Here is a 13,374-nt window from a genome sequence, read left to right as displayed (position 1 = left end):
AACTGCTCCTCAAGAAACCATCCCGAAGGATGCGCAAAGACTTCCGCCGAAAGGGCAGGAGCGGTGGGTGCCGTCCCTGCCGACTGGCGTTCTACAGTCGTTGCGGGGAGGTGATGTGCCTGCCCCGCTTGCTTTCCAGGTTCCCTCTTAGTCCTTCGCCCGATCTCCGTAGGCGTAGTACTGGTAGTGGTAATCGTAAGCCATGCCGGCTTCGCCTGCGCGGTACTTGGTCAGGACGACGCCCGCGAGCTTTGCGCCTGCGCTTGCCAGACGGCGGATCGCGGTCTTTGCCTGGCCGTAATGCGCACGGTTGGCTTCGACGATGAAGATCGTGGCATCGGCAATGCGCGACAGCAACGGCGCGTCGGCAAGGCCCATGACTGGCACCGAGTCAAAGATGATCAGCGAATACTGTTCGCGGTAGTGCTCCACGAAATCGATCAGCACTTGCGAAGACAGCAGTTCAACCGGGTTGATCTTCGACCGGGCGACCGGAAGCACGTCGAGATTTTCGGGCGTGCCCTTGATCAGCGCATCTTCGAATTTCACGTCACCCAGCAGCACTTCGACAAAGCCGGTGTCGGGGCGCTTGGTCCCGAACAACGCGAAGAGCGACGGCTTGCGCAAGTCGGCGTCGATCAGCAGCGTGCGGCGGCCAAGCTGAGCATACTTGCGGGCGATGGTGGCCGCGGTGAGCGACTTGCCTTCGGAAGGTTCGGAACTGGTGATCTGCAGCACGCGATGCTTGCCGGGGACCACGAAGTCCACCGAACTGCGGATCGAGGAGTAGGCTTCCATCAGCACGCTGAACGGGTCGGAAACTTCCTCGGCCAGATCGCGGTCGCCCACATCCGGGGTATAGCCCAGCAGCGGCAGGCCAAGCTTGCGCTCCACCTCGTCGGTGCTGCGGATGCGGTCGTCGAAGATTTCGCGCAGGATGGCGATGCCCACGGCGAGCGCGGTGCCCAACAGCAGGCCGATCAGCATGTTCTTGGGCAGGCTGGGCGAAACCGGACCACCCGGAACCCGCGCGGCGTCAAGCTTGGTACTGACCCCGGAGTTGAGGTTCGCGGCGGCGGAGATTTCGTTGTAGCGGGTGAGCAGCGATGCAAGCTGCGTGCGCAGAGCGGTCGCTTCACGATCAAGCATATTGTAGCGCACGCGCTTGTCCTGTTCGACAAGCGTATCGCCCGAAACCTTGGTCAGTTCGCCTTCCAGTGCTGATTCCTGACGCTGCGCGATCTGGTATTCGTCACGAATGCTGTTCTTAACCGCCGCCGTGGCGTTGTTGATCTGCGTGGTCAGCGAGGTGACTTGCGCGTTGAGTTCGCGCAGGCGCGGATAGCCTTCGCCATAGCGCTGGCGCAGTTGCGAAAGTTCGGTGATCGCCTTGGAGCGTTCGGTGATCATCGCCTGAATGGCGGTGTTCTGCTGAACTTCGGGCAGTTGCGTGGCAGGCACGTTGGCGATAGCATTCCAGCGCTGTTCTGCAGCGATACGCTTGGCCCGCGCTTCGGTATAGGTCTGGTTGACGCTGGCCAGTGTGGCCACCTTCACCGTTTGGGCCGGGCTAGCCTGACCATCGGTGGCCGTAGAAATTACCGGAGCCTGCGCAACGATGCCGTTGATCCTGGCATAGGCGTTGGTCGCCACTTCGGCTTCCTGCACCTTTTGCTGCAACTTGCCGATCTCGTCGCGCAGATAGTTGCGGGCGTAGGTATTGGTTTCGACGCTACGGCGGACATCTTCCTGCACGAAGGCATCGGTGATCGCATTCGCCATTTCGGCCGCAATGGTCGGGCTGGGCGAGTCGAAGGCGATTGTCATGATCCGGTTTTCAGTCGGGATGACCACGCGCGTGCCACCCTCGACAATATCGGCGGCGGCTTCGCGTCGCGCGCTCTTCCAGCCGGCATCGTCCATGCCTTCGGGGCGCACCTTGGCAAGTTCACCGATGAAGTCTTCGCGATCAGCCAGCTTGCGTGCATCGACCACCTGATAGGCGATGCGACGGCTGGTGATGACCGTCGACTGCGTTTGCATATACCGGTCGACTTCGTTGACCGGGATTTCGGGCGAGATGTTCTGACCGTTGACGATGTAGGATATGAACGGTTCGATCCGCACCGTGGCTGCAGCGCTGTACATCGGGCGTGTCAGCAGCGTGATGACCAGGGCCGCGACCAGCGCCAGGCCAATGATCCCGGCCAGCATGTAGCGCTGGCGGTAGAGAATGCCCCGGATCATCGAAAGGCTGATCAGGCTGGGGGCTCCACCGGCGGCATCTCCATCATCGAGCAGGTACTGCTCGGAAGGCGATCGGGTCAGGCTGGCGTTCGTCATTCGGGTCAAAACCTTCTGGAATTCTTTGCGCGATCGGCTCCGAGGGAGCGGACTATCAGAAGCGTGTGAAGAGCGCGAAAGCGGGCAATGCCTTGATCAGATCCTGCCAGAACAGCGACAGGCCAGAAGTGCCAACAATCACGCGATCGCTCGGCAGCAACACAGGGTCCATCATTGTGCCTGCGCGCACTGCGCCGTAATCGAACTTGGCCACCGCAATGCCGTCTTTGGTCTGGCGGAAGATCGCCACTTCGCTGAGCTTGCCTTCGCGCTTCAGGCCTTCGGCCAGCGCGATTGCCCCGGTCAGACGGGTGCCCGGCTTGAACGGAAACATGCCGGGCTTTTCAACCGAACCTTCGACCGTGACGAGGTGCGAGCCGAACTGCATGACGTTGACCGAGACGCGCGGATCAATGAGCTGGCTCTTGGCCAAGCGTTCGGTCACGGTCCGTTCAAGATCGCCGGTGGTAAGACCTTCGACCTTGATCGGTCCGATGAGCGGTAGCGACAGCATGCCGTCGGCTCCGACCGGAATGTTCTGCACCGAAAGGTCGGGTTCGCGGAACACGGTGACCGAAACGACGTCTGATGGGCGCAGAGTGTAAATCTCGGCCTCGTCTGCCGAGAAGTTGGTCTGACCCAGTTCAGCTACCGGCGTGTTTGCGGCCATGCCGATGCGCGCAGTCGGACCTGTGCTGCATCCTGCGATGGTGACGGCGGCTCCGAAAAGGAATGCCGTTCTTGCAGCGCAGCGAGCCACTGTATTGTCCATGCTGGCTTTCACCCTGAAAAACTGCCTGAAAAACTATTCGGCATATTAAGTATTAACAGCATACCCCCCGCACACCTTTGGCGCAAGTCTGGCCTAGGTTGGGAAAACTGCCATGTTCTGCCAGTTCTGGACAGGCCTGTGACACTTTGGCAGGAAACACGCGATGGCTTATGCTGCGAAGCAGCAAACCGGCTGATCGCCTGTTTACGGAACGGGAGTTTCGCTTCGCAATGCACAAGTCTACCGAACTGCTGAGTCTTGTGGCGGCAGCGTTCTATATCGTCACTGCGATTCTTGCCGTGCCAGCGGCACGTTCCGTGCAAGCCGCGCGCGGCACGCCGCACTGGCACCGCACGGTGTGGATCGTTGCCGTGGTATTGTTCGTATGCTGCGCCGCTTCGCGCCTGTTCGGCGTCGAAGAGGGCTTGCGTCAGTTGCTGCGCGGCGAATTGCGCGACGAGCGCCTTTACGCCGAGCGCCGCGAATATCAGGCTATGGTCGCCAGTGGCATCATCATTGCAGGCAGTATTGCCAGCATGATCGGTGCCGCAAAGGTCATCAGCAGCGGGGTGCTGCGGTCCAGCGGACTTTCGCGCATTGCCCTGATGGCAGGGCTGGCCTGCGCGGCGATGGTAATCCTCATCGTTGTCCGCGTGGTTTCCCTGCACGCTCTCGACGTGCTGCTCTATCGCGGGCCGCGCCTCAACTGGATCGTGGATATAGGCGCGACCGCAATGACCGGCGCGCTGGCATGGCTCTACGCCGCCCGTACCGGACACCAGCGTCGCCGCTGAAGGTTTATGACGGGCCGCTTCAGGCATCCAGCCGCAGCGCCTTGCGATAGGCCGCGATCAGCGGTGCGATCTGGTGGCCCCAGTTCAGTTCGGTTTCCACGCGCTTGCGCCCGAACTTGCCCATTTCGGCACGGCGGGCCGGATCTTCGATCAGTTCGATGATCTTGTCGGCCATGTCGACCGGATCGTTTGCCTTGGCGTAAAGCGAGGCTTCCTGCGCCGAGAAACGGCCCTCGGTAACGTCGAACTGTACCATCGCCTTTTCAAGGCTCATGTATTCCATGATCTTGTTCATGGTCGACTTGTCGTTCATCGCGTTTACCCGGTCAGGGTTCACGCCCACGTCCATCGTCGAAAGCACTTCGAACAGATCCTGATCGGGCGCGCGACCGGTGAAGTGGATGAAGTCCGCAAGCCCCTTGTCCGCCACCAGCGTCTTCAGCTTGGCAAGGCTTGGCCCGCCGCCCACCAGGCAGAACTGGATATCATCGCGTTGCTTCACGCGCACGATGTGTTCAACGGCATCGATCAGCAGATCGATGCCTTCCTGATCGCCCATCACGCCGACATAGCCGACCAGGTACTTGCGCCCGTTCTTCCAGCTATCCACCGGGGGCACGCGCTTCAAACGGCTGAGATCGGGGCCTGAACGGACCACGAAAACCTTGTCCGGGTCCATCCCGCCGCGTTCGATGGCGATCTGGCGATAGGACTGGTTGGTCGCCATCGAAACGTCGGCGGCCTTGAAGGTCAGCTTTTCGAACAGCACCATCAGTTTCCAGAAGAAGCCGCGCTTGTCGAACTTGGCTTCGTAAAGCTCTGGGTTGATGTCGTGGTGATCGAAGATGTACTTCACGCCGAAGAGCTTCAGCGGCAGCGCGACAAGAAAGATCAGATCTGGCGGATTGCAGCCCTGAATCACGTCGATCCCGCGCTTGAACAAGATCTTCCACGTCAGCACCGTTTCCCAGAACAGCGCTGCACCATATTCCAGCAAAAAGCCCAGCGCGCCGCTCGCCTCAATCGGCAGCGGGTGGCGGTGGATATCGATGCCGTCGATCACCTCGAACCGCTTTTCGTATCCCTTGCCGGTGGGGCAAATGATCGAAACCAGCGCGCCCGCCGCCTTGAGCGTCCGCGCTTCCTGCCAAACGCGCCGGTCGAATGGCAGCGGCAGGTTTTCAACCACGATCAGCACCTTCTTGCCTTTTAGCGGAAGGCCTGGAATCTCCGTGGGAAACTCGAAGTCAGAGGCGGCGACGGGCGCGTTCATGCAATCGCGCTCACATCGACGACACGCTTGTTGCCCAAGGACAAATCCTTGATCAGCCGGTTGGTGGCGATAACCACTGCATAATCACCGCTTTCGGCAGTGGCCTTGTCTACCAGCAGCCCGTCGATGGTTGGCAGGATCGCATAGGCATAGCCAAGGTTCTGGCCAACAAGACTTTCGGGCTTCAACTGCGGATCATAGACATCAAGCGCATAGCCCGCGTCGAGCAGCTTGCGCGCCATGTCCACCGCCGGGCTTTCGCGCAAGTCGTCGGTATCGGCCTTGAACGAAAGGCCCACCAGCAGCACGCGCGCACCCGGTTCAAGCCCCTGTGTCACTTGCAGGAATTGGTGGTGCTTGTGTGCATCGTTGCTGCGCAGCAGGGAATCGACAAGGTGGGTCTGCGCCCCGGTATCGGCTGCGATATGCTGCAGCGCGCGCACGTCCTTGGGCAGGCATGATCCGCCGAACGGCCCGCCGGGACGGGTGTAGTAGGGCGAAATGTTGAGCTTGGTGTCAGATACGAAGATCTGGTGCACCTGGCGTGCCGAGATATCGAGGTTCTGGCACACGCGGCCCACTTCGTTGGCGAAGGCCACCTTTACCGCGTGCCACGTGTTGTCGACGAACTTGGTGATCTCGGCTTCGCGGATGCCCACGTGGAAGATCGGCGCTTCGATGCCGTCGTGCAGCGCAACCATCTTTTCCGAAGGTGTGCCGTCGATCGTGCCCAGCACGATCTTGGGCGGGTGGAAATAATCCTCAATCGCGGTCGCTTCGCGCAGGAATTCAGGGTTGTAGACCAGTTCCACCAGCCGGTCGCAGGCGTCGCCCAACGCGGTGCGGAAGATCGGCAGGATCATCTGCTCGGTCGTGCCGGGGCGCATGGTGGACCGGTAGACCACGGTCAGCGGCTGCGCGCGGTCGGGCTTGATCGACGCCGCGATGGCGCGCGTGACCTGCACGATGAAGCTCATGTTGTGTGCGCCATCGACGCCGCTTGGCGTGCCGACGCAGACGATAGCGATATCGGCATCGTCCAACTTGTTACCGATCTCGGTCACGGCGTCCAGACGGCCTTCGGCGCGCGCCTTGCCGATCAGATCGTCCAGTCCCGGCTCATAGACCGGCGAACGTCCGGCGTTGAGCGTATCAACCTTGCCCGCGCTCACATCGATGCCGAGGACATGGTGCCCTTGGCTGGCAATACATCCTGCTGCAGTGCAACCCACATAGCCAAGGCCGAGAATGGCGATCTTCAATGTATACTCCTGTCGGCTGGCAATAATTCCGCGCGTTTTGCGCGAGTCATCGGTTGCAGATGGCTTGCGCAAAGAAGATGTTCGAACCTGCGCTCGAACGGTCTTCTGGATGGTTCCATTTTGGACCTAGCAAGCATGTCGAAATGGTGCAATGCGGCATAAGCATAAATGCATATCCCTTTCTGGGCCAAGGCGCGGCTGTCCTTTGCCAAAGTCAAAGGGGCCCAAAGGAATGACGTCGGTATGATCGCAGATAAGATCGCATCTAGCGCGCGACCGCGCAGCAAAGTCTGGATGCGCTGCTGCATGGCAATGTTTGGCACGATGGCGCTTTTCGCGGCCCATCCTTCCGATGCTGCGGATTCCGTTGATACCGATGCTGCCTGGCCGGTGCGATTGCGCTTTGACATGGCGCGCGTGGCGCAGGTCGAATGGCGTTTGCGGCAGGTCTCCGGCGATCTGTGCCCGACGATGGCGTCCGACATTGGCGCTGTCCTTGATGATCGCCGGGCCTACCGCAAGGCAGATTGGCCTTTGCTCGCCCGGACGCTCGGCATGGGCGAGTGGCCGGTCGTCGCGGCGCTGATTCCAGACGGTCCGGCTGCTCAGGCGGGGCTGATGGTGGGGGACGAGATCGAAGCGGTCAACGGACAGACGGTCGATTCGATAATCGAACGCCACAAGGCCGGACCTTTGGTTGCCGAAGCGGTGCTGGGCGATATTGCGGCCACACCGCAGGGCCAAGCTATCGATCTGGTGGTGCGTCGTGGCGCGCAGAGCAGAACAGTCAGCGTTATGCCGGCACGCCATTGCGCCGTTCGGCTGGTGCTTGAAGCAGACCGCAGCATCGATGCGCACAGCGATGCGCGCAACGTGTCGATCTCTACCGGCCTCGTCACGCTCTCGGCCAACGACGATGAACTGGCGATGGTGGCGGGGCACGAAATGGCGCACATCATCCACCGTGATCGCCGGGGCGGCGGCATTGGCAAGCGCAGGCGCATGGAAGACGCTGCCGATTCGCTGGGGCTGCAACTGCTGCACTGCGCGGGGTATCACGCCTCTGCAGGCGTCATGCTGTTCGACCGTTTGCGCAAGCGTGACTGGCTGGGCTTTCTGCGCGCGCCCACGCACCGCTCGTTCGCCAAGCGCGTGGAGCGGTTGCAGGGCGAGATACCCGGACTCACCTGTCCAGCTACGCCCCATCCGGCCGTCTGATGCTACAGACACGGAAAAACCTTTCGGCTCGAACGGGTCGGATCAGAATGCGCGGTCGTGAATCAGGACGCGCGCGGTGTTGACGATGATCTTCAGATCGCGCCAGATCGTCCAGCCATCGAGATATTCGAGGTCGGCCTGAAGACGGTGCGCCAGATCGTTTTCGGTATCCGTTGCGCCACGCAGGCCGCGCACTTGTGCAAGCCCAGTCAGGCCGGGCTTGAGCGAGTGGCGAAGCCAGTAGCGGTGGTCGACTTCCCAGAAAAGCTTGTCACCGGCGAGTGAGCCGATGGCGTGCGGACGCGGGCCAACGACCGACATTTCCCCACGCAAGACGTTGAAAAGCTGTGGCAGTTCATCAATGCTCGTGCGGCGGATGAAGCGGCCGATGCGCGTGATGCGATCATCGTCCTTGCTGGCGGAGCGGTTGCCGCTGGCATCCAGCTTTTCCACGCGCATCGAACGAAACTTGAAGATCGGGAAGAAGCGGTTGCCGCGCCCCGTGCGCTTTTGCACGAAAAACACCGGGCCACCGTCTTCCAGCTTGACCAAAAGCGCCACCAGCAACAGCAGAGGGGCAAAGGCCAGCACGGCACCACCCGCCAGTGTCACGTCGAGCGCGCGCTTGATCACGCGCGCGCGCAGGCCCAGCGGTCCGCTGGCCACGATCAGCGCGCCGTAATCGCGTTCCCGCCGCGCACCGATCACGCCCAGCGTGCGCACATCAGGATCGACGATCTCGCCCGAAACGTTCGCGCTCTTGAATACCAGCGCCCATGCCGCACGGCGTTCCGGTGGGCAGCTTACCAGAACCCTGTCCATATTGAGCATGTAGAGACCGAGGCGGTCCATCATGTGCGGATCACCCAGATCCGGCGCAAGATGATGTTCGCGCGCATCGATGTGAAAGGCGTGTGCCACGCGCAGTGCCGCGCCGCCATCGTCGATCAGCAGCGTGTTGGTTGCCGCTTCGCCGCACCGTGCGCGGATCAGTGGGCATACCAACGACCGCAGCCAGACCAGCAATACCATGCTGAGCGCGAGGCCAAGCATGGCGGAAACGCGCGAGAAATCGTCCGTGCTCTTGGTTGCAAAGCCGACGAACAGCAGGACAGCCTCTGCTCCGACGAGCGACACCATCGCACGTCCGCGTGCAAAGTTGATGCGGCGGAGGGCGGTAAGCGAATAGACCTGAAGGCTGAGCGCGATGGTCCAGTACAGCGGGATCATCACTTGGGTGTGCAGCAGCGAATCAGCTTCGAAGAAATCGCCCAGGTACAACCACGAGGCTGTGCCAAGCCCGCCGAAGATGGCCAGCGCATCCAGCAGCAGGAATACAGCGTAAAGCTGCAACCGCCGCTGCTCCAGTGATGGAGCCAAAGGTAAGGTAACCCGCCTGCGTTCCTGCGACGCGCGCATTTCGCTTGCCGGGATGTGCTTCGTCATCGCTTCTGCTTGCCCCTCATCCCTGGATAGCCTGCCAAAGTCTGACAGGTTAACCCAGGTTCGAACTTGTGCTTGTGACGACCGACCTGTTCTTATTGCACTGCGCAAAAATACCTAGTGCTGCTGCGATAGCAAGCAGGTTCCTGTCCCTTAGTGAGATTTACCACACGAGCTAACGGAAAACCGCCACAGTTTATCGCGCAGCAGCGCGTGCAATCTCGGCAAGGCCTTGTGCAACAGCCAGTTCCCCGTTGCGATTGTCCTCGATCAGTGTGCGGTGCAGCATCATCAGGCGCTCGCACAACCGCGTGAGGCGCGCACCGCGCCAGCGCTTCAACTGCTGCGAGATGTCTTGCCGGTCCCGAAAAAAGACACTTTTTTCCTGCTGGACGAAGCTGTCCACATCGCTGCGTTCGCCCATCCGGGCGGTAAGCTGAACCAGTTGTGCAGTGCGGCGCTGGAGCGCAAGAACCAGACCCACAGGGTTGATGCCCTGTTCGCGCATCCGTGCAAGTTCGGCGGGAATTCGCCGCGCCTTGCCGCCCAGCACGGCGTTGACCAGCGGCATCATGCCATCGTCTTCGCTCACCGCGCAGATCTCGTCCAGCGCTGCAGCATCCGCAGGGCGGGGGGCCTGCGGACTCGCATCGAGGAACAGCGCCAGCTTCTCGATCTCGCTGCGCGCCATGCGCGTGTCGAGCGCGGTTGATCGGGCGATTCGTTCGGCCAGATCGTCGGTCAATCGCACGCCCATTGCATCGGCCATGCTGCGCACTGTCCCGGCCACGGATCGCAGGTCGGGCAAGTAGAACATGCCGACCATCGCGTCGTCGCGGTTGTCCAGCAGCTTCGCGATGCGCGATTTGTCGGTGGCGGATGTGGCAACTATGATCACCGGCCAGCCATCGACCGGGCTTTCCAGCAGATTCTCTACCGCATCGTGCGCATCGTCGCCTGTGGCGCGGACATGGATGATCCGCCTGTCACCGAAGAGTGAGACGGAGCGCGCTTCATCCGCCAACTTCACCGGGTCGCGGCGCAAGTCCGCTCCGCCCAGTTCGACCTTCTCCGCCGCGCCCAGCGATTCGGTCAGAAGTGCGGCGATCCGGGCGGCGGCATCGCTAGCCCCCGATTCGTCAGGGCCGCAGAAATAGAAGATGCGGCAATCCTTTACTGCGCGGGCGGCGCTGGATGCGAAGTTCTTCTGGGTGACTTTCACCGCCGCCTCAACGGCTCTGGCGCAAGCGCACCGAAACGCGGGTGACGATCTGGTCGGCCACTTCCTGCGACAGGTTTTCCAACGCGGTCTGCTCTGCCGCGATCACCGCATATTCGCTGTTCACCACGTCGAACCCGGCGTCGGACCCGGCGGTGGCATCCAGCAGCACTTCGCCGCTCTGCTGGTCCACCAGTTGGTAGCGCGCGCGCAAGGTGCGACGTTCGCGCGTGATCGTGTCGTTGGAAAGCTGGCCAAGGCCTTCAACTTTGTCATCCAGCCGGATGTCCAACCGATAGCGCGAGCCATCGCTTTTCGCGCCAGCGCCCAGCCGGTCGGCCAGTGCATTGCGCACCAGCCAGCCCGATTGCCCTTCGATGGGCGCAATCGCGATGTCCGAAAGCGCGCGCGCCACCGTGCCGTTGCCACCGCCCGCATACATCGGCTGCAACCCGCAGGCCGACAGCGCCAGCGGTGCGCTCAGCAAAAGCAGACGCTTAGGCGACAAGGTTCACCAAACGGTCAGGCACGACAATCACCTTCTTCACTTCCGCCCCTTCCAGCGCACGCTGCACTTTCTCGGACGCAAGGGCAAGGCGCTCAAGCTCTTCTTTCGGCGTGCCCTTGGCCACAGTCAGCGTATCGCGCAGCTTGCCCTTGACCTGCACTGCCACGGTCACTTCATCATCGACGAGCAGCGCGGGATCGACTTCGGGCCATGCTTCGTCAGCCACAAGACCGCTGCCAAAGCGCGCGTGGGCTTCCTCGGCCAAGTGCGGCATCATCGGCGCAACCAGCAGCAACAGCTTGGCAATCGCGGCAGAGCGGCTGGCCGATGGCGCGGCCTTTTCGATCGCGCCGGTCAGTTCATAGATGCGCGCCACGGCCTTGTTGAAGCCCAGCGCTTCGATATCGGCTGCCACAAGATCGACGGTCTGATGCGTCTTGCGGTCCAGCGCCTTATCCTCGCCAGCCGCAGCCGCATCGAACTGTCCGAACAGACGCCACAACCGCTGCACGAAGCGCGCGCAACCTTCGATCCCGGCTTCGGACCACGGCAGGTCGCGCTCTGGCGGCGAATCCGAAAGCATGAACCAGCGGATCGCATCCGCGCCATACTTCGCAACGATCTCGTCCGGGTCCACTACATTCTTCTTGGACTTGGACATCTTGATCACGCGGCCAACGTCCACCGGCGCGCCATCGGCTTTCAGAGTTGCGCCATCGCCCGTGCGGTCGACTTCGGCAGGCGAAAAGAACACCGGCTGGCCGTTGTCGGGATTGCGACGCTCATACGTCTCGTGCGTGACCATCCCCTGCGTGAACAGGCTGCCGAACGGCTCGGTCACCTCGATCTTGCCAATCCGCGCCAGCGCGCGCGTCCAGAACCGGGCATAGAGCAGGTGCAAAATCGCGTGTTCGATCCCGCCGATATACTGCTCCACCGGCAGCCAGCGCTTGATTTCCTCTGGATCGAACGGACGATCCTCGGGCTGGCTGGCAAAGCGCAGGAAATACCACGACGAATCGACGAAGGTATCCAGCGTATCCGTCTCGCGCCGCGCGGCATGGCCGCACTGTGGGCAGTCCACATGCTTCCACGTCGGGTGGCGATCCAGCGGATTGCCCGGCACGTCAAACGTCACGTCCTCAGGCAGCGTTACCGGCAGGTGCTTCTTGGGCACCGGCACCACCCCGCAAACCTCGCAATGGATGAACGGGATCGGCGTGCCCCAATAGCGCTGGCGCGAAACGCCCCAGTCGCGCAGGCGCCACACCGTCTTGCCTTCGCCCCAGCCTTCGCCCTCGGCGCGGGCAATCACCGCAGCCTTGGCGTCAGCCACGCTCATGCCATCAAGGAAGCCGGAGTTCACCAGCACGCCATCGCCCGCCTCGGCTTCACCCGCAAAGGGCTTGTCCGCGTCGGTGGGATCGGCGGCGACTACACGCAGGATCGGCAACCCGTATTTGGTCGCAAAATCAAAGTCGCGCTGGTCATGCCCCGGCACGGCCATGATCGCGCCGGTGCCGTATTCCATCAGCACGAAGTTGGCGATGTAGACCGGCAGGTCCGCGCCCGTGAACGGATGCTTTGCGGTGATCCCGGTGTCGAAGCCCAGCTTCTCCGCCGTTTCCAGTTCGGCTGCGGTCGTCCCGCCCTGTTTGCACAGCGCAATGAAGTCCTGCGCCTCAGCTGATCCAGCCGCCACGCCCTGCGCAATCGGATGGTCCGCCGCCACGGCCACAAAGCTCGCGCCAAAGATCGTGTCGGGCCGGGTGGTATAAACCTCAACGCGCTCGCCATTCGAAAGCGTGAAGCCGAACTGCAGTCCCTGGCTCTTGCCGATCCAGTTTTCCTGCATCGTGCGGACCTTTTCGGGCCACTTGTCGAGCGTGGAAAGCCCTTCGAGCAGTTCGTCGGCAAAGTCGGTGATCTTCAGGAACCACTGGTTCAGCTTGCGCTTTTCCACCAGCGCGCCAGACCGCCAGCCGCGCCCGTCGATCACCTGTTCGTTGGCCAGCACGGTGTGATCCACCGGATCCCAGTTGACCGTCGATTCCTTGCGATAGACAAGTCCCGCAGCGTACAGATCGAGGAACAGCGCCTGTTCGTGGCCGTAATACTCCGGCTCGCACGTCGCGATCTCGCGGCTCCAGTCGAGCGCGAAGCCCAGCCGCTTCAACTGCGCTTTCATGTTGGCGATATTGTCGCGCGTCCAGCCGCCGGGGTGGACGCCCTTTTCCATCGCCGCGTTTTCGGCCGGCATCCCGAAGGCGTCCCAGCCCATCGGGTGCAGCACTTCGAACCCGCGCATCCGCTTGTAGCGGGCCAGCACGTCGCCCATCGTATAGTTGCGCACGTGGCCGATGTGGATGCGCCCCGATGGATAGGGGAACATCTCCAGCACATAGCTGCGGGGCTTCACGCTCGAATCGTCGGCGCGGAAGGATTGCTTTTCGTCCCACACCTGCTGCCAGCGGGTGTCGGCAATGGCGGGATCGAAGCGTTCAGGAGTGGTATTGGCGGTCATGCGCGCTCTCTAGGCAGC

10 protein-coding genes are annotated in these 13,374 nt (G+C 61.9%); 2 read left to right on the top strand and 8 right to left on the bottom strand.

Annotated elements, in window-relative coordinates; genetic code table 11:
- Positions 1 to 147: 147 nt before the first annotated feature.
- Positions 148 to 2,343, bottom strand: a complete 2,196-nt coding sequence (locus HGI47_RS00765) for a polysaccharide biosynthesis tyrosine autokinase (protein ID WP_168850868.1) — start codon at positions 2,341 to 2,343, stop codon at positions 148 to 150.
- A 55-nt stretch (positions 2,344 to 2,398) separates the two neighbouring features.
- Complete coding sequence (locus HGI47_RS00760) at positions 2,399 to 3,115, bottom strand: polysaccharide biosynthesis/export family protein (RefSeq protein ID WP_168850867.1); 717 nt, start codon at positions 3,113 to 3,115, stop codon at positions 2,399 to 2,401.
- A gap of 230 nt (positions 3,116 to 3,345) precedes the next feature.
- On the opposite strand from HGI47_RS00760, the gene HGI47_RS00755 reads away from it, so the two are divergent.
- Complete coding sequence (locus tag HGI47_RS00755; RefSeq protein WP_168850866.1) at positions 3,346 to 3,909, top strand: hypothetical protein; 564 nt, start codon at positions 3,346 to 3,348, stop codon at positions 3,907 to 3,909.
- A gap of 19 nt (positions 3,910 to 3,928) precedes the next feature.
- Here HGI47_RS00755 and HGI47_RS00750 read toward each other — a convergent pair whose 3' ends face one another.
- On the bottom strand, positions 3,929 to 5,182 hold the full coding sequence (locus tag HGI47_RS00750) for a glycosyltransferase family 4 protein (protein WP_168850865.1): 1,254 nt from the start codon (positions 5,180 to 5,182) through the stop codon (positions 3,929 to 3,931).
- Entirely contained in the window at positions 5,179 to 6,444 is a 1,266-nt protein-coding gene (locus tag HGI47_RS00745) for a nucleotide sugar dehydrogenase (RefSeq protein WP_168850864.1), read from the bottom strand. Before HGI47_RS00745 ends, HGI47_RS00750 begins: the two co-directional genes overlap by 4 nt.
- 243 nt (positions 6,445 to 6,687) lie before the next feature.
- On the opposite strand from HGI47_RS00745, the gene HGI47_RS00740 reads away from it, so the two are divergent.
- Positions 6,688 to 7,662, top strand: coding sequence for a M48 family metalloprotease (locus HGI47_RS00740; protein WP_168850863.1), 975 nt, complete (start codon positions 6,688 to 6,690; stop codon positions 7,660 to 7,662).
- A 42-nt stretch (positions 7,663 to 7,704) separates the two neighbouring features.
- Here the strand turns inward: HGI47_RS00740 and HGI47_RS22495 are convergent, their stop codons facing one another.
- From HGI47_RS22495 to leuS, 4 genes are all read right to left on the bottom strand, one after another.
- Positions 7,705 to 9,108, bottom strand: coding sequence for a sugar transferase (locus tag HGI47_RS22495; protein WP_240949901.1), 1,404 nt, complete (start codon positions 9,106 to 9,108; stop codon positions 7,705 to 7,707).
- Between the two features lie 193 nt (positions 9,109 to 9,301).
- Positions 9,302 to 10,327, bottom strand: a complete 1,026-nt coding sequence (gene holA, locus HGI47_RS00730) for a DNA polymerase III subunit delta (RefSeq protein WP_168850862.1) — start codon at positions 10,325 to 10,327, stop codon at positions 9,302 to 9,304.
- A 7-nt stretch (positions 10,328 to 10,334) separates the two neighbouring features.
- Entirely contained in the window at positions 10,335 to 10,766 is a 432-nt protein-coding gene (gene lptE / locus HGI47_RS00725) for an LPS assembly lipoprotein LptE (RefSeq protein WP_168851308.1), read from the bottom strand.
- A gap of 55 nt (positions 10,767 to 10,821) precedes the next feature.
- A complete protein-coding gene (leuS, locus tag HGI47_RS00720) occupies positions 10,822 to 13,356 on the bottom strand; it encodes a leucine--tRNA ligase (protein WP_168850861.1) in 2,535 nt (844 codons plus the stop codon).
- Positions 13,357 to 13,374 lie beyond the last annotated feature (18 nt).

The sequence above is a fragment of the Novosphingobium sp. ERN07 genome (assembly GCF_012641335.1).
Taxonomy (GTDB): Bacteria; Pseudomonadota; Alphaproteobacteria; order Sphingomonadales; family Sphingomonadaceae; genus Novosphingobium.
The sequence above is the reverse complement of the archived record's forward strand: the minus strand, read 5'-3'. Positions and strand labels throughout refer to the sequence as shown.

Excerpts from the sequence above, each read along its gene's own strand:
- HGI47_RS00740 (WP_168850863.1), top strand. The coding sequence starts at position 6,688 with ATGATCGCAGATAAGATCGCATCTAGCGCGCGACCGCGCAGCAAAGTC.
- HGI47_RS22495 (WP_240949901.1), bottom strand. The coding sequence starts at position 9,108 with ATGACGAAGCACATCCCGGCAAGCGAAATGCGCGCGTCGCAGGAACGC.
- HGI47_RS00755 (WP_168850866.1), top strand. The coding sequence starts at position 3,346 with ATGCACAAGTCTACCGAACTGCTGAGTCTTGTGGCGGCAGCGTTCTAT.
- leuS (WP_168850861.1), bottom strand. The coding sequence starts at position 13,356 with ATGACCGCCAATACCACTCCTGAACGCTTCGATCCCGCCATTGCCGAC.
- HGI47_RS00750 (WP_168850865.1), bottom strand. The coding sequence starts at position 5,182 with ATGAACGCGCCCGTCGCCGCCTCTGACTTCGAGTTTCCCACGGAGATT.
- HGI47_RS00765 (WP_168850868.1), bottom strand. The coding sequence starts at position 2,343 with ATGACGAACGCCAGCCTGACCCGATCGCCTTCCGAGCAGTACCTGCTC.
- HGI47_RS00760 (WP_168850867.1), bottom strand. The coding sequence starts at position 3,115 with ATGGACAATACAGTGGCTCGCTGCGCTGCAAGAACGGCATTCCTTTTC.
- lptE (WP_168851308.1), bottom strand. The coding sequence starts at position 10,766 with ATGTATGCGGGCGGTGGCAACGGCACGGTGGCGCGCGCGCTTTCGGAC.